Source organism: Erwinia typographi, from assembly GCF_000773975.1.
In the GTDB taxonomy this organism is placed as follows: Bacteria; Pseudomonadota; Gammaproteobacteria; order Enterobacterales; family Enterobacteriaceae; genus Erwinia; species Erwinia typographi.
In genome coordinates, this window is sequence record NZ_JRUQ01000079.1 from 20559 (window position 1) to 46916 (window position 26358).

24 protein-coding genes are annotated in these 26358 nt (G+C 54.0%); 9 read left to right on the plus strand and 15 right to left on the minus strand.

Features of this window, described 5'->3' with window-relative positions; all coding sequences use genetic code 11:
* Nucleotides 1-5: 5 nt before the first annotated feature.
* The 12 genes from atpH to ravA all read right to left on the minus strand — a co-directional run bounded on the left by atpH (nucleotide 6) and on the right by ravA (nucleotide 12875).
* Nucleotides 6-539 (minus strand): F0F1 ATP synthase subunit delta, encoded by a 534-nt coding sequence (gene atpH / locus NG99_RS24170; protein ID WP_034898682.1) that lies wholly within the window; start codon nucleotides 537-539, stop codon nucleotides 6-8.
* Between the two features lie 14 nt (nucleotides 540-553).
* Nucleotides 554-1024, minus strand: coding sequence for a F0F1 ATP synthase subunit B (atpF, locus tag NG99_RS24175; protein WP_034898684.1), 471 nt, complete (start codon nucleotides 1022-1024; stop codon nucleotides 554-556).
* 102 nt (nucleotides 1025-1126) lie between these two features.
* Nucleotides 1127-1366, minus strand: coding sequence for a F0F1 ATP synthase subunit C (gene atpE, locus NG99_RS24180; RefSeq protein ID WP_003849523.1), 240 nt, complete (start codon nucleotides 1364-1366; stop codon nucleotides 1127-1129).
* A 50-nt stretch (nucleotides 1367-1416) separates the two neighbouring features.
* Entirely contained in the window at nucleotides 1417-2235 is an 819-nt protein-coding gene (gene atpB, locus NG99_RS24185; RefSeq protein ID WP_034898688.1) for a F0F1 ATP synthase subunit A, read from the minus strand.
* 8 nt (nucleotides 2236-2243) lie between these two features.
* Nucleotides 2244-2624, minus strand: coding sequence for a F0F1 ATP synthase subunit I (atpI, locus tag NG99_RS24190; protein ID WP_034898690.1), 381 nt, complete (start codon nucleotides 2622-2624; stop codon nucleotides 2244-2246).
* 814 nt (nucleotides 2625-3438) lie between these two features.
* Nucleotides 3439-4086: a 16S rRNA (guanine(527)-N(7))-methyltransferase RsmG gene (gene rsmG, locus NG99_RS24195; protein ID WP_034898692.1), complete on the minus strand. Its 648-nt coding sequence runs from the start codon at nucleotides 4084-4086 to the stop codon at nucleotides 3439-3441.
* Between the two features lie 109 nt (nucleotides 4087-4195).
* Complete coding sequence (mnmG, locus tag NG99_RS24200; RefSeq protein ID WP_034898694.1) at nucleotides 4196-6085, minus strand: tRNA uridine-5-carboxymethylaminomethyl(34) synthesis enzyme MnmG; 1890 nt, start codon at nucleotides 6083-6085, stop codon at nucleotides 4196-4198.
* Nucleotides 6086-6545: 460 nt separating this feature from the next.
* Complete coding sequence (mioC, locus tag NG99_RS24205) at nucleotides 6546-6989, minus strand: FMN-binding protein MioC (RefSeq protein ID WP_034898697.1); 444 nt, start codon at nucleotides 6987-6989, stop codon at nucleotides 6546-6548.
* Between the two features lie 128 nt (nucleotides 6990-7117).
* Nucleotides 7118-7579, minus strand: coding sequence for a transcriptional regulator AsnC (gene asnC, locus NG99_RS24210; RefSeq protein ID WP_034898699.1), 462 nt, complete (start codon nucleotides 7577-7579; stop codon nucleotides 7118-7120).
* A 120-nt stretch (nucleotides 7580-7699) separates the two neighbouring features.
* Nucleotides 7700-9838: a 5-histidylcysteine sulfoxide synthase gene (gene ovoA, locus NG99_RS24215; protein WP_034898703.1), complete on the minus strand. Its 2139-nt coding sequence runs from the start codon at nucleotides 9836-9838 to the stop codon at nucleotides 7700-7702.
* A gap of 83 nt (nucleotides 9839-9921) precedes the next feature.
* Complete coding sequence (gene viaA / locus NG99_RS24220; protein ID WP_034898705.1) at nucleotides 9922-11382, minus strand: ATPase RavA stimulator ViaA; 1461 nt, start codon at nucleotides 11380-11382, stop codon at nucleotides 9922-9924.
* A complete protein-coding gene (gene ravA / locus NG99_RS24225) occupies nucleotides 11379-12875 on the minus strand; it encodes an ATPase RavA (RefSeq protein WP_034898729.1) in 1497 nt (498 codons plus the stop codon). The genes viaA and ravA overlap by 4 nt, the downstream gene beginning before the upstream one ends.
* A 257-nt stretch (nucleotides 12876-13132) precedes the next feature.
* Here ravA and kup point away from each other — a divergent pair, with 257 nt between their 5' ends.
* Nucleotides 13133-15001 (plus strand): low affinity potassium transporter Kup, encoded by a 1869-nt coding sequence (gene kup, locus NG99_RS24230; RefSeq protein WP_034898707.1) that lies wholly within the window; start codon nucleotides 13133-13135, stop codon nucleotides 14999-15001.
* 92 nt (nucleotides 15002-15093) lie between these two features.
* Here kup and NG99_RS24235 read toward each other — a convergent pair whose 3' ends face one another.
* Nucleotides 15094-16209, minus strand: coding sequence for a lactonase family protein (locus tag NG99_RS24235; RefSeq protein WP_034898710.1), 1116 nt, complete (start codon nucleotides 16207-16209; stop codon nucleotides 15094-15096).
* Between the two features lie 420 nt (nucleotides 16210-16629).
* On the opposite strand from NG99_RS24235, the gene NG99_RS24240 reads away from it, so the two are divergent.
* The gene (locus NG99_RS24240) at nucleotides 16630-17268 is read left to right on the plus strand and encodes an NAD(P)H-dependent oxidoreductase (RefSeq protein ID WP_034898712.1); all 639 of its coding nucleotides are present in this window, start codon (nucleotides 16630-16632) and stop codon (nucleotides 17266-17268) included.
* Between the two features lie 118 nt (nucleotides 17269-17386).
* Here the strand turns inward: NG99_RS24240 and NG99_RS24245 are convergent, their stop codons facing one another.
* On the minus strand, nucleotides 17387-17767 hold the full coding sequence (locus NG99_RS24245; protein WP_034898713.1) for a winged helix-turn-helix transcriptional regulator: 381 nt from the start codon (nucleotides 17765-17767) through the stop codon (nucleotides 17387-17389).
* A gap of 49 nt (nucleotides 17768-17816) precedes the next feature.
* Between NG99_RS24245 and NG99_RS24250 the strand changes: the two genes are divergently transcribed.
* The 7 genes from NG99_RS24250 (at nucleotide 17817) to rbsR (ending at nucleotide 24585) form a co-directional block, all read left to right on the plus strand.
* Nucleotides 17817-18632 (plus strand): SDR family NAD(P)-dependent oxidoreductase, encoded by an 816-nt coding sequence (locus NG99_RS24250; RefSeq protein ID WP_034898714.1) that lies wholly within the window; start codon nucleotides 17817-17819, stop codon nucleotides 18630-18632.
* A 162-nt stretch (nucleotides 18633-18794) separates the two neighbouring features.
* On the plus strand, nucleotides 18795-19214 hold the full coding sequence (gene rbsD / locus NG99_RS24255) for a D-ribose pyranase (protein WP_034898716.1): 420 nt from the start codon (nucleotides 18795-18797) through the stop codon (nucleotides 19212-19214).
* 7 nt (nucleotides 19215-19221) lie between these two features.
* Nucleotides 19222-20727 (plus strand): ribose ABC transporter ATP-binding protein RbsA, encoded by a 1506-nt coding sequence (gene rbsA, locus NG99_RS24260; protein WP_034898718.1) that lies wholly within the window; start codon nucleotides 19222-19224, stop codon nucleotides 20725-20727.
* Entirely contained in the window at nucleotides 20724-21692 is a 969-nt protein-coding gene (gene rbsC, locus NG99_RS24265; RefSeq protein WP_034898720.1) for a ribose ABC transporter permease, read from the plus strand. The genes rbsA and rbsC overlap by 4 nt, the downstream gene beginning before the upstream one ends.
* A gap of 22 nt (nucleotides 21693-21714) precedes the next feature.
* Nucleotides 21715-22593 carry a ribose ABC transporter substrate-binding protein RbsB gene (rbsB, locus tag NG99_RS24270; RefSeq protein ID WP_034898722.1) on the plus strand — a complete coding sequence of 293 codons (879 nt, stop codon included), beginning with the start codon at nucleotides 21715-21717 and terminating at the stop codon, nucleotides 22591-22593.
* A gap of 57 nt (nucleotides 22594-22650) precedes the next feature.
* Nucleotides 22651-23580 carry a ribokinase gene (rbsK, locus tag NG99_RS24275; protein WP_034898724.1) on the plus strand — a complete coding sequence of 310 codons (930 nt, stop codon included), beginning with the start codon at nucleotides 22651-22653 and terminating at the stop codon, nucleotides 23578-23580.
* A gap of 3 nt (nucleotides 23581-23583) precedes the next feature.
* Complete coding sequence (rbsR, locus tag NG99_RS24280; protein ID WP_408606437.1) at nucleotides 23584-24585, plus strand: ribose operon transcriptional repressor RbsR; 1002 nt, start codon at nucleotides 23584-23586, stop codon at nucleotides 24583-24585.
* Here rbsR and mdtD read toward each other — a convergent pair.
* Nucleotides 24582-25985, minus strand: a complete 1404-nt coding sequence (mdtD, locus tag NG99_RS24285; RefSeq protein ID WP_034898728.1) for a multidrug transporter subunit MdtD — start codon at nucleotides 25983-25985, stop codon at nucleotides 24582-24584. The two genes, rbsR and mdtD, sit on opposite strands and share 4 nt — an antisense overlap.
* Nucleotides 25986-26358 lie beyond the last annotated feature (373 nt).

Consider the following 26358-nt stretch of genomic DNA (forward strand, 5'->3'; position numbering starts at 1 on the left):
TCCCCTTAAGACTGCAATACGTCTGCAAGACGCTCAAGACGGCCGCGAACGCTGCCGTCAATGACCATATCACCCGCACGGATGATTACGCCTGCCATTACAGACTTATCGATTTTGCAATTCAGCTTAACTTTGCGTGACAGACGTTTTTCCATAGCGGCGCTGATTTTCGTCAGCTGTTCGTCACTCAGTGTAGTGGAAGAGATGACCTCAACCTCAGCGGTCGCATCGTGTGCGGCACGGAGGTGGATAAACTGATCCAGTACATCAGGAAGCGCTGGTAAACGTTTGTTTTCAGCCATCACCTTAATCAGGTTCTGACCTTCTTCATCCAGTTGCGAGCCGCAGATAGCGATGAACTGAGCAGACAACGATTCCGGCGCAAGCGCGCCGGAAAGAAGTTCTGCTACCTGTTCATTGCTGGCTACCTCGGTAGCGAACGCCAGCATCTGCTGCCAGCGATCGACACTTTGATGCTCAACAGCAAAGTCAAAAGCTGCTTTGGCGTAGGGGCGAGCTACAGTGGTAAATTCAGACATCAGCCCCTCCCTCCTTACAGTTCAGCGACCAGTTTATCAACGATGTCGCTGTTAGCAGCTTCATCCACGGAACGTTCAATGATTTTCTCGGCACCGGCAACCGCCAGCATCGCGACCTGCTTGCGCAACTCTTCACGTGCACGTTTACGCTCAGCGTCGATTTCAGCCTGAGCCTGGGTGACGATCTTGTTACGTTCCTGCTCAGCCTCAGCTTTGACTTCGTCCAGGATCTGCGAACGACGCTTGTTAGCCTGTTCGATGATAACCTGAGCTTCCTCTTTCGCTTTCTTCAGCTGGTCGGTCGCACTGGCCTGCGCGAGATCCAAATCTTTTTTGGCACGTTCAGCGGAAGCAAGGCCTTCGGCAACTTCTTTCTGGCGCTTTTCGATAGCGGCCATCAGCGGCGGCCATACGTACTTCATGCAGAACAGCACAAACAGGATGAACGCGATAGCCTGGCCGAGGATTGTTGCGTTAATGTTCACAGCACAATGCCTCTTGTTAAGTTAACTTTCTCTCCGGGCGGCAAGCCAACCGGAAGAATCGGTTCATCGCCAGATATCAGCCCGGCGATGAACTATCGGTTTTTACGCGACAGCAAACATCACGTACAGACCCAGACCAACAGCGATCATCGGGATTGCATCCACCAGACCCATGACAACAAAGAACTGCGTACGCAGCAGAGGGATCAGATCCGGTTGACGCGCGGCGCCTTCCAGGAATTTGCCTCCGAGGATGCCGATACCGATCGCAGCACCGATTGCCGCTAAGCCCATCATCACAGCGGCAGCCATGTACAGCAGATCCATATTCAGGTTTTCCATGACAGTCTCCAGTTTGTTTCAGTTAAAACGCAGTAGTGTTGAGAAAAAAATCAATGTTCTTCAGATGCCATCGACAGATAGACAATCGTTAAGACCATGAAAATGAAAGCCTGCAGCGAAATGATCAGGATGTGGAAAATGGCCCAGGGCACATTCAGAATCCACTGTGACCACCACGGCAACAGACCGGCAATCAGGATAAAAATCAATTCACCCGCATACATGTTTCCGAACAGTCGCAGACCCAGAGATACTGGTTTAGACAGCAGGCTCACACCTTCCAGAATCAGGTTGATCGGAATGAAAATCGGGTGATTGAAGGGTTGCAGAGTCAGCTCTTTAGTAAAGCCGCCAATGCCTTTCATCTTGATGCTGTAGAACAGAATCAAAATAAATACGCCAAGTGCCATCGACAGCGTGATGTTCACGTCCGCAGAAGGTACTACTCGCAACGCTGGCAAGCCCAGGATGTGCTCGCCGATATACGGCAGCAAATCGATAGGCAGCAGGTCCATTAAGTTCATCAGGAAGACCCAGACGAAAATCGTCAGAGCCAGCGGGGCGATTACTTTGCTTTTACCGTGGTACATGTCGCGAACGTTATCGTCGACAAAACCGACGACCAGTTCAATCGCGGCCTGCATTTTTCCGGGTACGCCGCTGGTGGCTGATTTCGCAACTTTACGAAACAGCACCAGGAACACCAGTCCCAGCACCACAGAGAAAAACATGGAGTCGATATTAAGTACCCAGAACGTCGCCGGGGCGTCGTGTGGATTCACTAGCTCGAAGGTACGCAGGTCAAGCTGAAGGTTATTCAGATGATGGCCTATGTATTCCTGCGGCGTAGAGATTTCTCCTGCAGCCATGATGCCTCTTACCCTTTGTTGTTAATTACAGCCGGTGCGACGATTTGCACAATCAGCACCGATAACCAGGTCAGTCCGAGCGGCTCAAACACCGCTCCAAATACCGCCAGCGCCAGGATGAGCAGGAGAATTGTTGCCAGAACCTTCAGCACCTCGCCCAGTAAAAAGCTCCAGGCTATGCGCCCCTTTACCGGATCTCCTGCCTGATGACGCCAGGCAAAAATCATAAACACAATGTTCGGCAGCCAGGCTGCCAGTCCACCTGCGAGGGCGGATAGGCCCCACGTCAGATCTTTAAGGGCAAACAGCGCGCCGATTATGACAAAGGTCACCAGCTGAAGCAGCAGCACGGTTCGGGCAAATTTTACTCTGTAAAGGGACACTGACATGACGCTGTAACTCTCCTGCCCCCTGAGGGGTATGTCGCGTGTCGTATAAAACTGCCTTTGCTCTGCTGAGTCAAGCAGCAAAAAACGAGCAAATTATACGGGGCGCCCCTGCGATTTCAATGGATAAGTAGCGAAAAGGTGAACAATTATTTAAATTTCTTTCGCGAGGTCTATTTTTTAAAACTGAGAAGAACGGCAAACCGAGCGAAATTTCCTGCAATAACCGACAAACCTTGCTCATAAAGCGTGCTGGCGATCACAATTCAGCAACTTAATGCTCAAGTTCTGTTCAGGATTAATCTTAAGTCAGTAAAAATCGATATATTAAAAATCATATTTATCAATAAATTGAGTTGATATATTTTAAAAATAGCAATTATTCTCACTTAAAACCTCTTATTGACATCCGTGACAATGAATTCATCTTCCTCAAGCCATTACTTACGCCGATTTATAATCGGGATATATTTTCCAGTGTGACTATCTTCACGGCGATAATGCGCTGAAAAGGTGATGACCTTGATAATGAAATGTAAACTCAAGGTTAAATGTTACCAGATGTGTCGGATAATTTCAGCCTGTACTTTTAACCTTGAAGAAACAACCCATCGCTTGAAAAAGTGTGAATAAGAACGTTTGACTGATGCATTTTCAGACAACCGCTGCCACCCATTTCCAGTAAGGCGGTGTTCACGGCAAAAAATAGTCACTGAACTTAACTAAAATCCTGCAACATAAAGCACTTACAGACTAAAGGGCTATTGCCATTAAGGGTGATAATAGCGTCAAAAACGGTCTGATTTAAGGCGTTTATTCAACCTGAATAAACGCCAAATGCCGCCTGATTGCTCATCTTTAACACAATCAAATGCCGCTCGCCTTCCAGCTGCGGAACCTGAAGTTTCACCACTTTATCAACGCTAAATCCGGCCGGTAATGCGGCTATTTCGTCTGCTGGAACTACCCCTTTAAGGGCATAAAATTGCCCGTTTTCTGCTGGCAAATGATGACACCAGCTAAGCATGTCGTTTAGCGAGGCAAAAGCCCGGCTGATCACCCCGTCAAACGGCGGCTCGGCGACAAAGTCCTCTACCCTGCTCTGCACCGGCTCAATGTTGGTCAGCTTCAGTTCATGCTGAACCTGCTTCAGAAAGCGTATGCGCTTGCCTAAGCTGTCCAACAGGGTGAAATGCGCATCGGGCCGGACGATAGCCAGCGGCACGCCAGGCAGGCCCGGACCGGTCCCTACGTCAATCAAGCGGCTGCCGCTCAGGTGCGGCTCAACGACGATGCTGTCAAGGATGTGACGAATCAGCATCTGCTCAGGATCGCGCACCGAGGTCAGATTATAGGCTTTATTCCACTTGTGCAGCATTTCAACATAACCTACCAGCTGTTTTTTTTGCTGATCGGACAGAGAAATAGCGGCGGCTTTAAGCAGCGAAGTGAGTTTCGTAATCACAATGACGTCCTGTGATGGTGGTTAGAAGCAAATGTATGCGTCGTGCGGTGTGAATGCCAGAAGGGCGGAAATAATCCCGCCCTCCGATCAGTCAGGTTAATGGCCTGCATCAGGCGCTTTTGCGCAGCAGTCCCTGTTTTTTCAGGTAGATAAGCAGAATAGAAATTGCCGCTGGGGTGATCCCTGAAATACGGGAAGCCTGACCGATCGAACCAGGCTTATGATCGTTCAGCTTGGCGATAACCTCATTGGAAAGGCCATTAACCTGGCGATAGTCTAGCTCAACGGGCAGCAGAGTATTTTCGTTGCGCAGCTGGCGATCGATCTCTTCCTGCTGTCGGGCGATGTAGCCTTCGTACTTCACCTGAATCTCAACCTGCTCGGCAGCCTGAGGATCGGCCAGTGCCGGAGCAAAGGTGCTCAACGTCATCAACTGCTGGTAGGTTACCTCAGGGCGGCGCAGCAGATCCTCGCCGTTGGCCTCTTTGGTCAGGCCAGCGCTTAATACGCCGTTAACTTCCTCAACGGACGCTGACTTCGGATGCACCCGGATATCACGCAGGCGCTGACGCTCCTGCTCAATGCTTTCCAGCTTCTGATTGAAGCGCGCCCAGCGTGCATCATCAACCAGGCCCAGCTCGCGTCCGGCTTCCGTCAGACGCAAATCGGCATTGTCTTCACGCAGCATCAAACGGTATTCGGCGCGTGAGGTAAACATACGGTACGGCTCTTTCGTACCGAGCGTGCAGAGATCGTCAACCAGTACGCCCAGATAAGCCTGATCGCGGCGTGGCGCCCAGGCTTCTTTGTCGGCAGAAAGACGACCAGCGTTCAAACCAGCCAGCAAGCCTTGCGCAGCGGCTTCTTCGTAGCCAGTGGTGCCGTTGATCTGTCCTGCAAAAAACAGACCCTGAATAAATTTGCTTTCCAGCGTTGGCTTCAGATCGCGGGGATCGAAGAAATCGTACTCAATAGCGTAGCCAGGGCGAACGATCTTCGCGTTTTCCAGCCCCTGCATTGAGCGAACGATCTGGATTTGTACGTCGAACGGCAGGCTGGTGGAGATACCGTTAGGATAGATTTCATTGCTGGTCAGCCCTTCCGGCTCCAGGAAGATCTGGTGTGCGTTGCGATCGGCAAAGCGCATCACTTTATCTTCGATAGACGGGCAGTAGCGTGGACCAATTCCCTCGATAACGCCGGAGTACATCGGGCTACGATCGAGGTTATTACGGATCACGTCATGCGTGTTCTCGTTGGTGTAGGTGATATAGCAAGGCACCTGCTGAGGATGCTGCGCCACATTGCCCATAAACGAGAAGACCGGCATTGGCGTATCGCCATGCTGCGGAGCCAGCACGCTGAAATCAATAGTTCTGGCATCAATGCGTGGTGGCGTACCGGTTTTAAGACGACTGACGCGCAGAGGCAGCTCACGAAGCCGACGGGCTAATGGGATCGAAGGAGGATCTCCGGCACGGCCGCCGCTGTAGTTGTCCAGACCGATGTGAATTTTACCGTCAAGAAAGGTTCCTACGGTCAGCACAACGGCTTTCGCACGGAATTTCAGCCCCATCTGGGTGACAGCGCCAACAACGCGATCGTTCTCGACGATAAGATCGTCAACCGCCTGTTGGAAGATCATCAGGTTGGGCTGGTTCTCCAGCGCGGTACGAACGGCCTGCCGGTAGAGCACGCGATCCGCCTGAGCACGGGTAGCCCGAACGGCCGGTCCCTTGCTTGCGTTTAGTATCCTAAACTGAATGCCAGCTTTGTCGATAGCCTGTGCCATCAGCCCGCCAAGTGCGTCCACTTCCTTAACCAGATGTCCTTTACCAATGCCACCGATCGCCGGGTTACAGGACATTTGTCCAAGCGTATCAATGTTATGGGTTAATAGCAGGGTGTGCTGACCCATTCGGGCAGCCGCCATGGCGGCTTCGGTACCCGCATGACCACCACCGATTACGATGACGTCAAAAGGATCTGGATAAAACATGGAACTGCACCTCGCGATTGTGCGATTTAGGGAGATTACTGTCAGGGCGTGGATTCTACTCAACTTTAGACGATGGGGAAAGCACGCTGCCCGGCGTGTATTAAAAAGAAGATCTTTTTTATTTAGAGATCTCTTTGTTAGATCTTCTATTAGGATCGACGATCGCTGTGGATAAGCCTTTTTTCCTGATAACGATCATTGGTTTATTGAGGATCGTTTGCTGTGAAAGATCGGTGATCCTGTGGCGTATAAGCTGGGATCTAAAGGACATGTTATGCACAGGCCTGGTCAGGGTGTCCGCTTGTTATTGGGATAAACACCGGTTATCACCGGGTATTAAGCATAGTTATCCACAATTAAAAGCCTCTTAAATGAGCAAAAAAGGGCAATATTTACAAAACTCGCTGCGGTTTTTAGCTTCTGGCGGAAGAAATCAGCACGATCCTGCCGCCAGCGATCCTCAGTTCAGCAGGTTTTTCCAGCTGGCGACCCACACTTCGGCGGGATCTTCAGGGATCTCATGTTCCAGCACGTCAATATCCAGACGATCGCCGATGCGTTTAGCCCCACAGGCGGTCAGCAGCACGTCCATCTTCTCTATTGCGCCACAGAAAAGATCGTACTCACGGTTACCAATGCCTACCGCGCCATAACCCACCTGGCTCAGATCCGGCTTTTTCTCTTCGATTTCATCAAAGAGCGGCTGCAGGTTTTCAGGAAGATCGCCAGCGCCATGTGTAGAGGTGACCACCAGCCAGGTTCCTTCCATGCTCAATTCATCAAGTTCCGGCCCATGAAGCAGCTCGGTAGAAAAGCCCGCTTCTTCCAGCTTTTCAGCCATCAGTTCAGCGACATATTCAGCGCTGCCTAAAGTGCTGCCAGTGATTAACGTTACGTCAGCCATGATAAGATCTCTGTACCACAAAGGCGGACATTGTACGCTGTGATCAAGCGGGGATCTACCTGTGGGTAAGTAGGGTTAATCCAGGGAACAAGCCCGGCGATCGGGCTGTGGATAATTTTATGCGCGGATCAGGGCCTGATGGTGCGCATGATCGGGTTTTGCAGGGAGATTAGCGTTTCGGTTGACTGGATTTCATCAATGGTTTGGATCTTGTTGATCAGCACCTGTTGCAGGGCATCAATCGATCGACACATCACTTTAATAAAGATGCTGTAGTGGCCGGTGGTGTAATAGGCTTCAACAACCTCATCAAGGCTTTCCAGACGAGCCAGCGCCGAGGGGTAGTCTTTGGCGCTCTTCAGAATGATGCCGATAAAACAGCAGACGTCGTAGCCGAGGTGCTTAGGGTCAATTTCAACCCGGGTGCCCTTGATGATCCCCGCCTGTTTCATTTTTTCCACGCGAACGTGGATGGTGCCGGGACTGACGTTAAAGGCCTTGGCCAGCTCAGCATAGGCGGTGCGGGCGTTAGCCATCAGCGCATTAAGGATGTCCCGATCGAGATTATCTATTTGCAGGTTATCCGCCATGATGGCTCCTGAGTTAACGAATATTCAGCTTATAGCGGGATAATGTGCAGTAAATAAGGCTGGCAGGCAATATTATTGTTGAATAAACAGCTGGCGCCGGGGCGCCAGCCGAAGGGGGACTTAACGTTTACGCCATACGGTGAGCTGTGCCACGGTATGCTGATATTTACGGGCGGTTTCGCGGATAACGAAAGGCACATCCTGCGGCGCGGCTATTTCCTCAAAATCGGCGGCCAGCAAACGTTGCAGCGCCTGACAGGTGGTCAGCGCCTCGCCATTCTCGCGAATGCCGCCCAGCCAGTTCTCCTTCGGCGTGAACTCTTCCAGCCAGGTATAGGGCGAGGAGAGCATCAGCACGCCGCCGGAACGGATCATCGGCGTCACGTCCTGCAGGAAGCGCAAGGGCTGACGCAGGCGGTCGATCAGGTTGGAGGCCAGCACCAGATCGTAACGATCGGGCTGCGGCTTGAGATTACAGGCGTCCCCCTGCACAAACTGAATGCGGCTGGCCTGTTCCTCCCCCAGATCGAAATCCTTCAGGCGAACCTGGCGATATTCCACCAGCTCTCCCTCTTCCTGGGTTACGTAGCGGAAATCTTCACCGCTGGTCAGCTGTAGCGCAACGTCGATAAAGCGAGCGGAGTAGTCCATGCCGACCACTTCACTGAAGTGGCGGGCAAGCTCAAAGCTGGCGCGTCCGGTTGCACAGCCAATATCCAGAGCGCGCTCCCGTTTTTCGGTGATCTGACAGGCAATCTCTACCAGCGTTTTGGCGTAGTTGGCGGTGGCAAAATAGTCCGGCCCATACTGGAAATCCAGATATTGCGACACCATGCTGTCGGTTTCATAGGGGTTAAGCATCTTTTTCTCCTGATGCATGGACTCCACGTAGCGGAAGCCTGCATGTTGGAAAAAGTGGCGACGGAAGGCGTAACGGGCGGATTTCAGCGCTTCGTTTCCGGTCGAGATCCAGCTACCTCCTTTGATCAGCGCATGTTTACCGTCAAAGGTTGGGGTTGAAAAGTCGTCATATAAAGGATGTACCTTAAATCCTTCCAGACCGTTGGTAGGCGTGGTGGTCCACTGCCAGACGTTGCCAGTCAGATCGTAAAACTCGCCCTGAGCGAAGTGATCGACAGGGCAGGAAGAGGCCCACCAGGCGAGGCTGATATTGCCCGGCGCTTCAGCGGGCCGATCGCCCTTAATCTGCTCGCGCAGCAGCAGCCATTCCGGCTCGCTGGGAAGCTGGATAGCATTGCCGGTCTCATCAGCTTTCCAGCGGCAGAAAGCGGCGGCTTCAAGCTGATTCACTTCTGCTGGCCAGTCCCACGGCATCGCAACTTCTTCCGTCATCAGGCGTAGTTTCAGGCTGTCAGGATCGCTGGCCGATCCTACCCAGAAGGTGGGCTGGGTGGCCTTTGCAAAATCGCGCCAGCCCAGGCCTTCTTCATCCCACCAGCGATCGTCCTGGTAACCTCCGGCGGCGACAAAATCAAAGAATTCAGCGTTACTGGTAAGCATCCTGCTGGCTTTAAACGGCTTCACTTCGGTAGTCAGCGTACCGTATTCGTTATCCCAGCCGTAGGTGTCATCGTTTTTCCCCTGAATGACTCGCGCACCGGCCACGGCGACCAGCGTGTTATCAGGAACGGTGATGCGATCGTGACGTGCCGAAGGGCAAATAGGCCAGTGGGCCTGAGGTTTGACCCATTCAACCGGCAGCTGGCGGATCAGCACGCTGGAGGTTTCCAGGTGAATGCGTTCGTGCTCAATGCCCATCAGGATCACCCATGCCGGGCTGTCCCAGCCAATGGGTAACGTCAGCGGCATCCGCTTGATAAAGGTTTCGATCAGCGAACGTACTTTGCCGCGGTAGTCGCGCAGTTCTGCCACGTCCGGCCACTGGTAGTGGCTGGTGTCCAGATCGTCCCAGCTCATTTCGTCCACGCCAATCGCCATCATCGCTTCGATGCTATCATCCACGCGCTGGTCCAGCAGCCCTGCGGCCATCATTTTGTTGATGTAGAAGGTGGCCGTGTGGCCGAAATAGAAGATCAGCGGATGGCGCAGTGAAATGGCTTTGGTGTAGTACGCTTTTTCATCGGCAAGACAGTCAAACAGGCTTTCATACAGTGACCATGTCTGGCCGAAGTAGTCGAGTATTTCCTGGCGTTTTTGCTCAATGCTGCCGCCGCTTAATAACAGCGTGTAGGTCGGTGCGGGCAATCCTGCTGCCCTGGTGTGTTGTTGTGCTGTCACGTAGTGCTCCCAATCTGCCCGTTGGCTAAAGCGTTACATGACTATAGCAAATAAGCATTGCCGGATTGTGTCTGAACAGAGTACTAGCGCTGCCAGCGGCGCAGCAGACGGCTTTTCAGCCCGGTGTCGAAGCGCCAGATATGGTCAAAGATACGCATAATGCCGGGTTTTCCATGATCGGACAGCGCAACGGCGTGGAAGCGCTGCTGCTGTTGCAGCTGGTGCTGTTTGATTCTTTTCACCAGATCTTCCGGCAGACGCTGCGCAATAAAGTCTGACACCATCACCGCATCGGCATCATTCCACGCTGAGGTGGCGAGTTTCAGCAGCACAGCATCCAGGCAGGCGGCCAGGTCGGTTCCGCCGCGAAAGCGCTGGCTGAGGAAGCGGATAGCCTGGGCAATGCCATCGCCAGCCGTCAGCTCATAGGCCACCACTTCATGGGCAAACAGCATAACGTAGCAGCGGCGGTTATCGGCCAGCGCTACTTTCAGCAGCGCGAGGCAGAAGGCTTTGGCGCAGCGCTCGTTAAAGCCCCCCATCGAGCCGGAGGTGTCGACGCAGACGATAAAAGGTCCGCGCGGCTGCTGATCATGCTGCTGGTGGCTGACCGGCCTCATCATCACCTTGTCATGCCAGGCATCGCCCTGAAGACGATAGGTGAGCAGCCTTTTCTCCACCAGCCGACGGTAGAACTCCAGCTCCAGCTCGCTGATGCCCAGCGTCGCCAGCTCAGGCGGCAGCAGGCGAAGAATATCGTCGCTCTGATGCAGGCCGCTGACTTCTTCCGGCACGCTTTGCGGCTCGCGAACCAGCTGGTGAAACGCCTCCAGCGGCGCGTCTTCGCTGGGGACGGCTTTTGCTTCTCTGCTGCGTCCCAACTGCTCTGCCAGCTTCTTTAGCGTCGGCTGCTGGGCCAGAAAATCGCCGTAGTCGACGATCAACTGGTAATCCCCGCGTTGTAGCGGACTTTTGCTCAAATCCCACAGGCGGCCGGCAGCAGCCTGATCGTTATCCGCCAGCACTGCCGCCAGCTGGCCGCTCATTGCCAGCCGCTGCTGAAGCTCGGCCAGCAGCTTCTCGCGCTCCTGATCCAAAAGCTGCTGGTTCAGCGTCAGCGTTTGCAGGGTCAGGCTCAGGCGCCAGCGCTGTAAAAACAGCGTTTGCTGTGCCTGACTGAGATCGGTGGGGTTGTTGTTGGCTATCAGCTGCCCGGCCTTTTCGGCAAAGGGAGAGTGGTGCTCACGGAGATAAGCCAGCAACTCCGGCATCTTCTGGCAGAAGGCGTGGCGATCGAAGCCCTGAAACTGCTGGAACAGCGCAAATTCGGCTGCTAAATCATCCGGCACCTCGGTAGTTTTTAGCTGTTCCAGCACTTCGGTTTTCCAGCGCGGCAGATCGCGCAGCAGCGCCTTTTTCATTCCGGGGAATTTTTCAAAAAAAATCGCCAGCTGGGGGCTGGCGAGCAGGGCGATCACCAGCTCTTCAAGCAGCTCGCCCTCACTGATGGTAAGAAGCGTGCTCAGCGTGTCGAGTGAGATCACCGACGCGCCTGCTTAAGCCGATCTGCAACCTGATGCAGACTCTCTTCAATGCGGGCCAGCCAGTCATCGCTGATAAAGAGACAGCGCTGATGCTGGCTGAACAGCGTGCGCTGTCCGCGTAGCTGGGTTTCCAGCTCGTCCAGCGCCTGCAAAATTTCTTCAGGCAGGCCGCTTGCCTGCTGTTTGCCCGGCAGCATAAGGCGGGATGCCTGTAAGCTGACGTCGCGCAGGGTAAGGCAGTCGTTGCCGTCTACGTGCAGATCCAGCGTCTGCGCAAAGCCGATGCCGTTTAGCTTGCCACGAATCTCCCCGCCTTTTTGCAGCCAGTGATGCAGCGGCTCGCGATCTATCACTACGTGCGTCACCTGCATATCGTGCAGCATCAGCGGTTTTTGCAGCATCAGCGTCAGCGTGTCGTCAGCCAGCGTGGTTGGCAGCTCATAGTGAGGCTTGCGGCTGAACATCCCGCCGTGTTTCTCAAGGCGGATAGCCTGCTCAACGCTTTTTTCCTGCTGCAACGCCAGACGGCGCGAGTCAATCTGCTCAAGCTTAATCAGCATTGGCTGCTGCTGCCAGGCCTGTTGGGTGAGGAGATTATCGATTTCGCGATCCAGCAGCTTCATCGAGTTAACGTCGTGCCACAGGCAATCCTTCAGCAGGATCAGGTCGACCGGCGCAATGCTGCTGCGGCCGCTGTAGAACGCGCAGGCCTGTAACAGATGGATAGCTTTTTTCCAGCGGCGATCGGAGATATAAGGCGCCTCTGGCTGGTTTTCTAACTGCTGGCGCAGCAGGAAGATCAGCTCAAAGACCTCTTCGGGCAGCGACACCTGGCTAATCCCTTTCTGCCACTCGCTGTACTCTTCATCGGTGATGCACAGTGAATCCACTACCGGATTGCTGTTTTCATCCTGCTGGTGGGTCAACATGCTGCGGAAATTCTGCTTTTCATGCACGTTATCCAGCCACAGACGGATCAACATGCGGTCATACAGCGCTTCCAGCCCGCTGTCAGCCTCCGGCAGCTCGTTTGAGGCGGTCACCAGCAGGCGCATGGGAATTTTTTCTTCGCTGTCCCCATTGCGGAAGCGGCGCTCGTTAATAGCGGTCAGCAGCGTATTGAGGATAGCCGGACCAGCTTTCCAGATCTCATCAAGGAAGACAATCTCGGCATCCGGCAGGTAGCCCTTCGTCAGACGCTGATAGCGACCTTCATCCTTCAGCGCCTGAATAGAGAGGGGGCCAAACACCTCCTCCGGCGTGGAGAAACGCGTCATCAGGTATTCAAAGGCGCGGGAATGCTGGAAAGCGTATTTCAACCGGCGGGCGATCAGGCTCTTGGCAATGCCCGGCGGGCCTAACAGAAAGACGCTCTCACCGCTCAGCGCGGCCAACAGACAGAGGCGAATCGCGTGGTGCCGCTCATAAAGCCCTTTTTCTAACGCATTGCTGAGGCGGGCGATTCTTTCCGCAAGTAAGTGGGGCTGAGGCATAATCAAACATTCATCCTTTTGTACGGTCTGGCCAGGGGGGAACTGGCGAGCGCAAACACTACTGGCTATGATGCTTGAAAGAGTTGATACGAGTCAGCTTTTTTCTTGTCAAAGAGTGACATGGTGCAGTGAAGTCATTTCTCATAACGCAATTAAGGATAGGCATTCATAATGATTCGTGCATACTGTGCGCTTTTTGATGGCTTGAAGAGCTGTGCGCAATACCGCGTCAGTCGGCTCCAACAAAAGACTAGTTTATGAGTTCTGAAAAAAAGCAGTCCATTGCCAGCGTAACCTTAGCCGCTATCGGCGTTGTCTATGGCGATATCGGCACCAGCCCTCTTTATACCCTCCGTGAATGCCTTTCCGGCCAGTTTGGCTTTGGCGTTGAGCGCGATGCGGTATTTGGTTTTCTTTCCCTGATTTTCTGGCTGCTGGTGCTGGTGGTTTCCCTGAAGTACGTCAGCTACGTGATGCGCGCCGATAACGCCGGAGAAGGGGGAATACTGACCCTGATGTCGCTGGCTGGCCGCAATACCGGGGCCAAAGCTACGGCGGTGCTGGTGATTATGGGGCTGATTGGCGGCAGCTTCTTCTACGGAGAAGTGGTGATAACGCCTGCCGTTTCGGTTCTCTCCGCTATTGAAGGGTTGGAGATCGCGTCGCCGAACCTGAATGCCTGGATTGTGCCGATGGCGATTGCCGTGCTGACGCTGCTTTTTGTTATTCAGAAGCATGGAACCGGTATTGTCGGCAAATTGTTTGCGCCAGTAATGATGCTGTGGTTTCTGGTGCTGGCGGGGCTTGGCGCGCTCAGTATTATCAATAATCCAGAGGTGCTGCATGCGCTTAACCCTTACTGGGCGCTGCACTTCTTTATGGAATACAAACAGGTCTCCTTCTTTGCTCTGGGCGCGGTGGTGCTGGCTATCACCGGTGTGGAGGCGCTGTATGCGGATATGGGCCACTTCGGCAAGCTGCCGATCCGCCTGGCCTGGTTCATCGTGGTGCTGCCTTCACTGGTGCTGAACTATTTCGGCCAGGGCGCGCTGCTGCTGAAAAACCCCGAAGCGATTAAAAACCCCTTCTTCCTGCTGGCACCCGACTGGGCGCTGATCCCGCTGCTGATTCTGGCGACGCTGGCGACGGTTATTGCCTCTCAGGCGGTCATTTCCGGCGTGTTCTCACTGACTCGTCAGGCCGTTCGCCTGGGCTATTTGCCGCCGATGCGCATCGTGCATACTTCAGAAGAAGAGTCCGGGCAGATTTATATTCCGTTTATCAACTGGCTGCTCTATTTTTCCGTGGTAATTGTGATTGTCGGCTTCCAGCACTCCAGCAATCTGGCTGCGGCTTATGGTATTGCGGTAACGGGCACTATGGTGCTGACCTCGATTCTTTGTACCACGGTGGCGATCAAAAACTGGCACTGGAACCGCTATGTGGTGCTGCTGGTGCTGGTGATAATGCTGTGCATCGACCTGTCGCTGTTCTCGGCCAACCTGGTGAAAGTGTTCTCCGGTGGCTGGCTGCCGCTCAGCCTGGCGCTGGTGATGTTTATCGTTATGACCACCTGGAAAAGCGAGCGCTTCCGCCTGCTGCGGCGGATGCATGAGCACGGTAATTCCCTTGAGGCGATGATTGCCTCACTGGAGAAATCGCCGCCCGTGCGCGTGCCTGGCACTGCGGTGTATATGTCCCGGGCGCTGAACGTGATCCCGTTTGCCATGCTGCATAATCTTAAGCATAACAAGGTACTGCATGAGCGTGTGGTGCTGCTGACGCTGCGTACGGAAGATGCGCCGTACGTGCATAATGTCCGTCGAGTCACCATTGAGCAGCTGTCGCCAACCTTCTGGCGCGTGGTGGCAAGCTATGGCTGGCGTGAAACGCCGAACGTGGAGGAGATCTTCCACCGCTGCGGGCTGGAAGGGCTGAACTGCCGGATGATGGAAACCTCGTTCTTCATGTCGCACGAGTCGCTGATTATCGGCAAGCGTCCGTGGTATCTGCGCCTGCGTGGCAAGCTGTTCCTGATGCTGCAAAAGAATGCGCTGCGCGCGCCGGACCAGTTTGAAATCCCGCCAAACCGGGTGATTGAGCTGGGTACGCAAGTCGAGATCTGATGGATGAACTCTGCTTTATAAGGGGGCCTGAAGAGGCCCCCCGGTTACATCGCTTGCCGCTTTTGCCTGGTGAAGCTTTACCTGTGCAAGCGTCAATAATTCACCACGGTTACCCAGTTCGCATCCTGTCCTACGGGCGCTTCTCCGATCCGTTTGAGTTTTCCGCTTTTTGCATCAATAGCATAGCTACCGATTACCGAACTTTTCTCACCGCTGGCAATAAGCCAGCGCCCATCCGTGGTTATCGTGATGCCGCGCGGCTGTTTTTCGACCTGCCAGCTGCCGATTAGCTGCAGCTTTCCGTCGTCCGGATTTACGCGATAGCCGCTTATTGTGCTGCTTGTACGCTCGGTGACGTACAGGAAATGGCCATTGGGCGTCAGGCCAAGGTCTGCCGACCAGATGCGCGGAGTGGTATCGCTGTAGCCAGGCAAACGCTCCTTACCGTGTTGCAGATGATACTGCGCCGCGACAGCATTCGGCGTTTCACTCACTTTCACCAGCTCGCCGCTGGTCTCACGGCGGAACTGCGTGATAATGCCGCCCATTTCGCCAATGTTATATAAATAGCGATTGTCCGGCGAAAGGACAGAATGACGTGGCCCGTTGTCTACAGCGGTTTTGACATAGCCCTGACCCAATGCGCCCAGTTCCCCCTCTTCGCTCAGCTTGAGTTGCAGCACGCGGTCAGTACCGAGATTACCGACATACACCGATTTGCCGGTGGTATCTACAATCACTGAATGCGCGGCGTGACCCGTTTTATAGCTACCAACCGGCGGGGCAATAATTTTGCCCTGGCTGTCGAGACGATAAACATGCACCACGTCGCCATCGTAAGAAGCACCCAGCAGAAAGCGCCCTTGTTTGTCAGTACTGATATAGGGGTAGCTGGCCGCCGCAGGCACTGCGCCGCCTTTCACCAGATCGCCTGTCTGGCGGTTAATATCCCACATCATTAGCTGTAGCGGCTTGCTGCGAATCGCGGCGTAAAGATGTTTACGATCGGCGCTCAGCGCCATCGGCATCACTTTAGCGCCAGCCTCCGTGTGCCCCAGCAACTTTAGTGCTCCAGTTTGTTCGTTGAGCGAATAACGAGCGATAGTCCCCTCATCAGCTTCCGAAACGTAGACAAAGGTCTGAGCCAGCAGAGGCGCACTCACCGCCATCGCGGCCAGTAAGGCGGCTGTACGTAAGGTATTTTTCACGCTAATTCCTTATCTCATCAGTGCGGGGCGTTTGGCATCAAAGTGCCAGTTATCAATCAGAAACTGCATGCCGATGGCATCGTTGCGAGTATAAGTAGCTGATTTTATAGCAGCTATGTAAGATTGCCTGAGACCCGTTGTGCAAACGAATAAGGTGGTAACGTATTCAGGGAGTTAGCTTATTTTGCGGCGGGAGCTTTAATGCAGGATTGTGCTGTGGCTCATATTTTGTTGAAGACCAGACTGGCTGAAATATAAAGCTGCGGCGGTTATTAATTGTCGCCACAGTAAGGGACATGAAATAGCTTCCATTGTTCATAAAAAGGTCGCGTAAAACCTTATCCTGTTGCCGTCAAAACGCGGAAGACGGTCACCGCGTGGTTATTCTGTCAATTCTCCCTGGACGATGAGGAATATGCAATGAGTCAGTTAATTGAATCCCTTCAATGGCGTTATGCAACAAAAAAATACGATCCGGCCAGAAGGGTGCCTGATGAAAAGCTGGAACGTATCCTTGAAGCGGTACGTCTGACGGCAACGACAAGCGGGCTACAACCCTTTGAGTTGCTGGTGGTGACGAATGCCGAAGTGAGAAGAAAAATCAGGGCGGTCAGCTGGGATCAGGCGCAGATCACCGACTGTTCTCATCTTCTGGTCTTTGCTGCCTGGGATGATATGACGCCTGAGCGCGTCAATATGATGTTTGACCTGACAAACGAGACGCGTGGATTCGTTAATCCAGGGTGGGAAAGTTACCGGCAGAAGCTGCTGGGTATCGTGAATGAGCGCGGCAGGGAGGGTAATTATCACTCTGCTGCCCGTCAGGCTTACATCGGCCTCGGTTCCGCCCTGATTGCTGCGGCGATGGAAAAAGTCGATGCCACACCTATGGAAGGTTTTGATCCAGCAGCGGTTGATGAAATTCTTGGTTTGCCGGCAAGGCACCTTCGCAGCGTGGTGATCTTACCGCTGGGGTATCGCTCGGAAGAGGGCGACTGGCTGGTCAGCCTGGAAAAAGTCCGCCGTTCGCGGAAGAACTTTATCACTGAGATAAATTAATCCTCAGATCAGGGCTGATAAATCCTTATTTTGGGGCTTCTCAACTTTCATGAAGTCGATGAACGCACGGACAGAAGCAGGCATGTGCGTGCGTTCCGTTGACTTTAAACCCGGCAGGCTACTTAGCCGGATGAGTGACAGAAAAAGTACGCGTAGCAAGCAGAACAGGCAGTAGTTGCCTGCCCATCTCTGATAATTGATATTCCACATGCAGAGGTTTTTCGCCAAAATCCATTCTTTCAATAAGACAATCCTCTGCCAGTTCGTGGAGATGCTGTGTCAGCATTTTTTGAGAAATGCCGGGGATGTCTCGCTTTAACTGAGAGGTACGCATTGAAGGATCAGCATAAAGCCTGAACAGTATTGGTAACTTCCATCGCCCCTGCAACATCCTGATTATTCTGGTCACATGGGCGACCGAGCCCTCGGGTCCCAGGCAGATATCTTTATCCTCCTGCGTAACAGGCACTTTAAAGTGCCTACTTGTCACTTCTTCCATCCGTCTTTACCTTATGAAAACACACCGGAACCACGATAAGCTTTCAAATATGAATTTACAATTAGACGGTAAAAAGGTGCTGGTCACCGGCAGCAGTAAAGGGATTGGCGAAGCTATAGCCAGAAAGTTTGCGTCTGAAAATGCTGTCGTCATTGTACACGGTCGAAATCACGCTCAGAGTGAGAAAGTGGCCAATGATATTGTCGCTCAGGGTGGAAAAGCCTTTTTTGTAACCGGCGATCTGACCGACGATCAGCAGGTACAGCGACTGGTTGAAGAGGCTGAAAAGCTTGCTGGCACTATTGATATCCTCGTCAATAATGCCGGGGGATCGGGTGACGCAAAGGTAGGTTGGTCGGAGACACAGACAGCCCCGTGGACGTATACCTACGATCGCAATGTTCTGGCGGCCGTTCGCGTCATTACGCGTCTGTTGCCTAAGATGCAGCAAGGCAAATGGGGACGCGTGATAAATATTTCCAGTATTGCGGCGATCGTGCCCCCTCCATCCTCACCGGACTACTCAGCATCCAAGTCTGCGATGAATGCTATGACCGTATCCATGGCAAAGGCAGTAGCCGCTGACGGTGTTACGGTAAATGCTGTTTCTCCGGGGACGATACGCAGTTCGAAGCTTGAGAGTCGATTCCGTGAGGCTGCTGCTGAGCGTGGCCTGATGAACCATGACGCGCCCTGGGAAGATATTGAGCGCGAAGTATTACCGCTATTTGCTCAGGTGCCCGTCGGACGAGTCGGGCATCTTGATGATATTGCCAATGCTGTTGTCTTCCTCGCCAGTCCACTCGCAGGGTATATCTCGGGTATCAATTTGCGAGTGGATGGAGCGATGTCGTCCAGTTTATAAATTTTGCCGGGTCAGACGTCGCCTGGATCAATACCTTCTACTGGACCCTCTACGCTAGCGAAACGTTTCGATGGCGATCACAATTTCACGCTTTACCCATTGTTTTCCCCGTTGCCTCTCATACACTTCCCGTCAGCGAAACGTTTCGCTCTGGAGTGAAAGATGAAAAAAGGCACCTTACTGAATTCTGATATATCGTTCCTCGTTTCCCGCCTGGGACATACCGACAGCCTGACGATAGGCGATGCTGGGCTGCCGATCCCGGCGGGCCCACAGCGCATTGATCTGGCGTTGGAGAAAGGTATTCCCAGCTTTATGCAGGTGGTGAGGGCGGTAACGGCAGAGATGCAGGTAGAAAATGCCATCGTCGCGGAAGAGATTAAATCTCACAATCCTCCGCTTCACGATGAGCTGCTGGCTCTGCTCGCCTCGCTGCAACAGCAGCAGGGAAACACTATTGCGATTCAGTACGTCAGCCATCAACAGTTCAAACAGCAAACCCAGCGCAGCCAGGCGGTGATCCGCAGTGGGGAGTGTTCCCCCTACGCGAACGTCATTCTTTGCGCTGGCGTGACCTTCTGAGGCCATGATGCAACCTTTACTGCAACTGCAAGGTATTGATAAATCCTTTCCCGGCGTGAAGGCGCTCTCCGGTGCCGGGCTATCCGTCTATCCAGGCCGCGTGATGGCGCTGGTGGGTGAAAACGGTGCCGGTAAATCGACCATGATGAAGGTGATGACCGGTATCTATCCGCGCGATGCGGGCACCATTACGTGGTTAGGCAATGAGGTTTTTTTTGCTGGCCCGAAAGCTTCTCAGGAAGCGGGAATAGGGATTATCCATCAGGAGCTGAACCTGATTCCTCAGCTCAGCATTGCGGAAAACATCTTTCTGGGCCGTGAGTTTGTAAACCGGTTTGGTCGCATTCAGTGGCATAAGATGCACGCCGAAGCCGACGTGCTGCTGAAACGCCTGAACCTGCGTTTCAGCAGCCACAGGCTGGTGGGCGAGCTGTCGATTGGCGATCAGCAGATGGTCGAAATCGCCAAGGTGCTGAGCTATCAGTCAAAAGTGATCGTGATGGACGAACCCACCGATGCGCTTACCGATACCGAAACGGCGTCTCTGTTCCGGGTGATCCGCGAGCTGAAGGCGCAGGGATGCGGCATTGTCTACATTTCGCACCGCATGAAGGAAATCTTTGAAATCTGCGACGACGTGACCATCTTTCGCGACGGCCAGTTTATTGCCGAAAGGGCCGTAGACAGCCTCGACGAGGATTCGCTGATTGAAATGATGGTGGGCCGTAAGCTGGAAGAGCAGTACCCACGGCTGGACAAAGCGCCGGGTGAGGTTCGCCTGAAAGTGGATCACCTCACCGGTCCGGGTGTCAATGATGTGAGTTTCACCCTGCGTAAAGGTGAAATCCTCGGCGTTGCCGGCTTGATGGGCGCTGGCCGCACCGAACTGATGAAGGTGCTGTATGGTGCGCTGCCCCGCATCAGCGGCACGGTATATCTCGACGGTAAAGACGTGACCACCCGTACGCCTGAAGAGGGGCTGCAAAACGGCATTGTCTATATCTCGGAAGACCGCAAGCGCGACGGTCTGGTGCTTGGCATGTCGGTGAAAGAGAACATGTCGCTGACGGCGCTGGATTATTTCAGCCACGGCGGCGGCCGCCTGAAGCACGCTGAAGAGCAGCTGGCGGTGGGAGATTTTATTAAACTTTTCAATGTGAAAACGCCTTCAATGGATCAGCCGATTGGGCTGCTTTCCGGCGGCAATCAGCAAAAAGTCGCTATCGCCCGTGGGCTGATGACCCGGCCAAAAGTGCTGATTCTGGATGAGCCGACCCGCGGCGTGGACGTCGGCGCAAAAAAAGAAATCTACCAGTTAATCAACCAGTTCAAGGAGGAGGGGCTGAGCATTATCCTCGTCTCCTCAGAGATGCCGGAAGTGCTGGGCATGAGCGATCGCGTGCTGGTAATGCACGAAGGGCGCCTGAGCGGCGACTTCCCAATTGAAGATGCCACGCAGGAAGTGTTAATGGCGGCGGCAGTAGGCAAGCAACATAGCGTGGAGCAACCATGAGTACCCAAACCCTTCGTGCCAACCGGATATTCAGCAAAAGCTGGCTGCTGGAGCAAAAATCGCTGATTGCGCTGATCGTGCTGATTGCCATTGTGTCGAGCCTCAGCCCGAATTTCTTCACCCTGAACAATCTGTTCAACATCCTGCAGCAGACCTCGGTCAACGCCATCATGGCGGTAGGCATGACGCTGGTGATCCTGACGTCCGGCATCGATCTTTCCGTGGGATCGCTGCTGGCGCTGACCGGCGCCGTCGGGGCTTCCCTGATCGGGCTGGAGGTCAATGCGCTGGTGGCCGTGGCGGCTTCTCTGGCGCTGGGCGCCGCTATCGGCGCGCTGACCGGTACGATTGTCGCTAAAGGAAAGGTTCAGGCCTTTATTGCTACGCTGGTCATGATGCTGCTACTGCGCGGCGTCACCATGGTTTATACCAACGGCAGCCCGATTAACACTGGCTTCAATGACAATGCCGACCTGTTTGGCTGGTTTGGTATCGGCCGTCCGCTGGGTATACCAACGCCGGTCTGGATTATGGCGCTGGTGTTCCTGGTCGCCTGGTACATGCTGCACCACACCCGCCTGGGCCGCTATATCTATGCGCTGGGCGGCAATGAAGCCGCTACCCGCTTATCCGGTATCAGCGTCAACCGGGTCAAAATTATCGTTTACGCCCTGTGCGGCATGCTGGCCGCGCTGGCAGGCACCATCGAAGTGGCTCGCCTCTCCTCGGCTCAGCCAACGGCGGGAACAGGTTACGAGCTGGATGCTATTGCGGCCGTGGTGCTGGGCGGTACCAGTCTGGCAGGCGGCAAGGGGCGCATCATGGGCACATTAATTGGTGCGTTAATCCTCGGTTTTCTGAATAACGGGCTGAACCTGCTCGGCGTTTCGTCTTACTACCAAATGATCGTCAAAGCTGTGGTGATCCTGCTGGCGGTGCTGGTAGATAACAAAAGTAGTAAATAACTCTCCCCTACAGGAATTTATGATGAAAATGAAACTGACTGTACTTGCTGTTCTGCTTGGCATGACCGTGAGCGCTAACGCGCTGGCAAAAGACACCATCGCGCTGGTGGTCTCCACATTAAACAACCCGTTTTTCGTGTCTTTAAAAGATGGCGCTCAGAAAGAAGCGGACAAGCTGGGTTACAACCTGGTGGTGCTGGACTCTCAGAATAACCCGGCGAAAGAGCTGGCTAACGTGCAGGACCTGACCGTTCGTGGCACCAAACTGCTGCTGATCAACCCAACGGATTCTGATGCGGTGGGCAACGCCGTTAAGATGGCTAACCAGGCCAATATCCCGGTGATCACCCTCGATCGCGTTGCCTCGCAGGGCAAAGTGGTCAGCCATGTGGCCTCTGATAACCGTTTCGGCGGAAAAATGGCCGGTGATTACATCGCGAAAAAGCTTGGCGATAATGCGAAAATTATCGAACTGTCGGGCATTGCCGGAACCTCTGCCGCTCGTGAGCGTGGCGAAGGTTTCAAAATGGCCGCCGATGCCCATAAATTTGTGGTGCTTGCCAGCCAGCCTGCTGATTTCGACCGCACTAAGGGGCTGAACGTGATGCAAAACCTGCTGACCGCTCACCCTGACGTACAGGCAGTATTTGCGCAGAACGATGAAATGGCGCTGGGCGCGATGCGCGCATTGCAAACTGCAGGCAAATCTGATGTGGTGGTGGTCGGTTTTGACGGCACCGCAGATGGCATGAAGGCCGTTGAAGGCGGCAAGCTGGCGGCAACGGTGGCTCAACAGCCGGAGCAAATCGGCGTTATCGGCGTGGACACGGCTGATAAAGTGCTGAAGGGTCAGAAGGTTCAGGCCATCAACCCGGTTGACCTCAAGCTGGTCGCCAAATAAATCAGCACGGCACGCGCCACCTTCAGCAGGTGGCGCCTTTTTATGGACGATACCTAAATGAAGAAGAGCGGCAAGCTGGCTGTCCTTGGCAGCATCAACGCAGATCACATCCTCAACCTCGCAACCTTTCCACGCCCCGGCGAAACGGTGATCGGGAAACAGTATCAGATCGCCTTTGGCGGCAAGGGAGCCAATCAGGCGGTGGCGGCCGGGCGCAGCGGCGCAGATATCGCTTTTATCGCCTGTGTGGGTGAGGATGATATTGGTCAGCGTATCCGCCAGCAGCTGATTGAAGACAAGATTGACGTGACGCCAGTTGAGGCTGTGGCCGGAGAATCTACCGGCGTGGCGCTGATTTTCGTTAACGGCGAGGGCGAAAACAGCATTGCTATTCATGCTGGCGCCAACGCTGCTTTAACCCCTGCGCGGGTAGAAAAACATCGGCAGACGATTATCGATGCGGATGCGCTGTTAATGCAGCTGGAATCTCCTTTAGAGAGCGTGCTGGCCGCGGCGAAAATTGCCCATCGACATCAGACAAAAGTGATCCTCAACCCCGCCCCGGCTACCCCGCTTTCTGATGAGCTGCTGGCGCTGGTGGAGATGATTACGCCTAATGAAACCGAAGCCGAAATCCTGACCGGTGTCCATATCGACAATGATGAAGATGCGGCCAGAGCCGCGGCGGCGCTGCACAATAAAGGCATCAGCAGCGTGCTGATTACGCTGGGTAGCCGTGGCGTGTGGCTGAGCGAACAGGGTCACGGTCGGCGCATTGCTGGTTTTAAGGTTGAAGCCGTAGACACTATTGCTGCTGGCGATACCTTTAACGGAGCCCTGATGACCGCGCTGCTGGAAGGTATGTCAATGGAGCTGGCGGTGCAGTTCGCACATGCCGCCGCCGCCATTGCGGTTACCAGGCCCGGCGCACAGCCTTCCGTGCCCTGGCGTAGCGAAACCGACGGCTTTTTGCAGCAGCAGAGGTAACACTTGGCCACTATGAAAGATGTCGCGAGACTGGCGGGCGTATCAACCTCAACCGTTTCCCACGTCATTAACAATAATCGTTTTGTTAGTGAAGCGGTGCGGGAAAAAGTTACTACCGCTATTTCTCAGCTTAACTATGCCCCGTCTGCGCTGGCCCGCAGTCTGAAAATCAATCAGACCCGTACTATTGGTATGCTGCTGACGGCGAGCAGCAATCCGTTCTATGCGGAAGTGGTGCGTGGCGTAGAAAGAAGCTGCTATGAGCGCGGCTACAGCCTGATTCTTTGCAACACTGACGGCGATGAAGACCGGATGAACCGCAGCCTTGAAACGCTGCTGCAAAAGCGCGTTGATGGGCTGCTGATCATGTGCACCGAAAGTCATATCCCCTCGGCTGAGATCCTGACCCGCTATCCTTCAATCCCTTCGGTGATGATGGACTGGTCACCCTTTGACGGCGGTAGCGACATTATTCAGGATAACTCCCTGCTGGGCGGCGAAATGGCTACCCGCTACCTGATTAACCGTGGCTATACCCGCATTGCCTGCATTGCTGGCCCGCAGGATAAAACGCCGGCGCGTTTGCGTCTTGAGGGGTTCTATAAGGCCATGGCCCAGGCTGGCTTACCGGTGCTACCGGGCTACAGAGTGGATGGTGACCTGGAGTTTCAGGGGGGATATAACGCAATGAATCAGTTGCTGTCCGTTAACCCGGTACCGGAAGCGGTTTTCACCAGCAATGATGCGATGGCGGTCGGGGTTTATCACGCGTTGTTCCAGGCCGGACTTTCGGTTCCTCAGGATATTGCCGTGATTGGCTATGACGATATTGAACTGGCTCGCTATATGACGCCGCCGCTGACTACCATTCATCAGCCTAAGGATGAGCTGGGCGAACTGGCGATTGATACCCTGCTTCATCGCCTGGCGCAGCCTGGTGGCAGCCAGCAGCTGCTGGTGCTGACACCGGAACTGGTAGAACGCGGATCTGTCGGTGAACGTTAAGCACTTTTCTTGCGCTTTTCCCGGTTGGAAATCAGATGCCTCCCGTCGCCGGGTTTCAGCATCATAAAGACCAGTCCTGAGATAACCGTGACGATGCCCATGGTCAGGAACGTAGCGTGGAAGTGCTGAACGGTGGTGCCATCAAAGTTTTCATAGAAACGCAACACCGCGGCGCTGACCGCCACCCCAAAGCTGATCGCCAGCTGTTGGGTCACCGCCAACATGCTGTTGCCGCTGCTGGCGTTCGCATCATTAAGATCGGCCAGCGTAATGGTGTTCATGGCGGTAAACTGCGTCGACATTGCCATCCCCAGGATAAACAGCGGCAGCATGAGTATTGCCAGGCTCATTGCTGGCGTTTGCAGCGAGAAGCTGGCAATTAGCACGCCAATAATCACGCTAATCCAGACCAGCGTGCTCCTGTAGCCGAACCAACGCAATACCTGAGTCACCGTTGATTTAGCCATGATCGATCCTACGGCCGTGGGGGCCATCATGCAGCCGGCAAGAATGGCGGAATAGCCGAAGCCTACCTGGAGCATCAGCGGCATCAGGAAAGGAATGCAGCCGGTTCCCAGGCGGGAGGCAATGTTGCCCAGAATGCCGACGGAAAAGGTTCGGGTTTTAAACATCGGCAGAGGGATTAGCGGGGTAGGGTGGCGACGGGCGTGTACTATATAAAGAAGAAGCAGAAGAATACCGCCTGAGGTCACTGCCAGCGCAATGGTGGTGGCTACGATCTTTTCGCCAAATAGCTCAATTCCGCTGGAGAGCAGCACCAGCCCAATGCCAAACAGCAAAAAACCCAGCAAATCAAAGCGACGCTTTGGCGTGGTAAAGTCCGGCATATATTTGCGCGCGTAGACTATCCCGGCAATCCCCATCGGAATATTAATCAGAAAGATCCAGTGCCAGGTGGCATAGGTGACCAGCAGGCCGCCCAGTAGTGGACCTAATACCGGCCCGATCAGCCCTGGCATCGTGACAAAGTTCAGCACGGGCAACAGCTCGCTGCGCGGATAGGCGCGCAGTAACGCAAGGCGCGCCACGGGCATCATCATCGCGCCGCCCACGCCCTGCACAATCCTGAATACCACCAGCGAGGTTAAAGACCCGGAAAGTGCGCAGGCGAGTGAGCCTAAGGTAAAGAGCGAGACGGCCACGATAAACACTTTGCGGGTGCCGAAGCGATCTGCCAGCCAGCCGCTGACCGGGATAAGCAGAGCAACGGTTAAGGTGTAGCTGATAACGGCGGACTGCATCGCCAGCGGAGAACGGTTAAGACTTTGCGCAATAGCCGGGAGGGCAGTATTCAGTATCGTGGCATCCAGCGCCTGCATAAAGAAAGCCATGGCGGCGATCCACGGAAGTCCGGCCATACTGCGCGCGGATTTTATCATTTAGCGTCCTTATCTTTATTCAGTACCGGTATGGCAAGTCTGCAATACATAGAGAATAGCACCAGCTGAAGACGTTTCGCTGTGTATAAAACGGCTTTTAAACGGTGAGTTGATGTAAAAAACGCCATAAGACGGGTTTTTTTTCACCTTTTGGTGAAAAAAGAGGCGGTCAGATTTTTTTTATTAAGAAACGCTTGCGGGTCGTCAGGAACTCCCTATAATGCGCCTCCACTGACACGGAACAACGGCTTACAGGCCACCGGGTCAGGAAGAGAAAATTGAGAAAATCTCTTGACTCTTCAGCGGGAAAGCGTAGTATCTGCACCCCGCGCCACACGAGATTATGTGGCACTGCTCTTTAACAATTTATCAG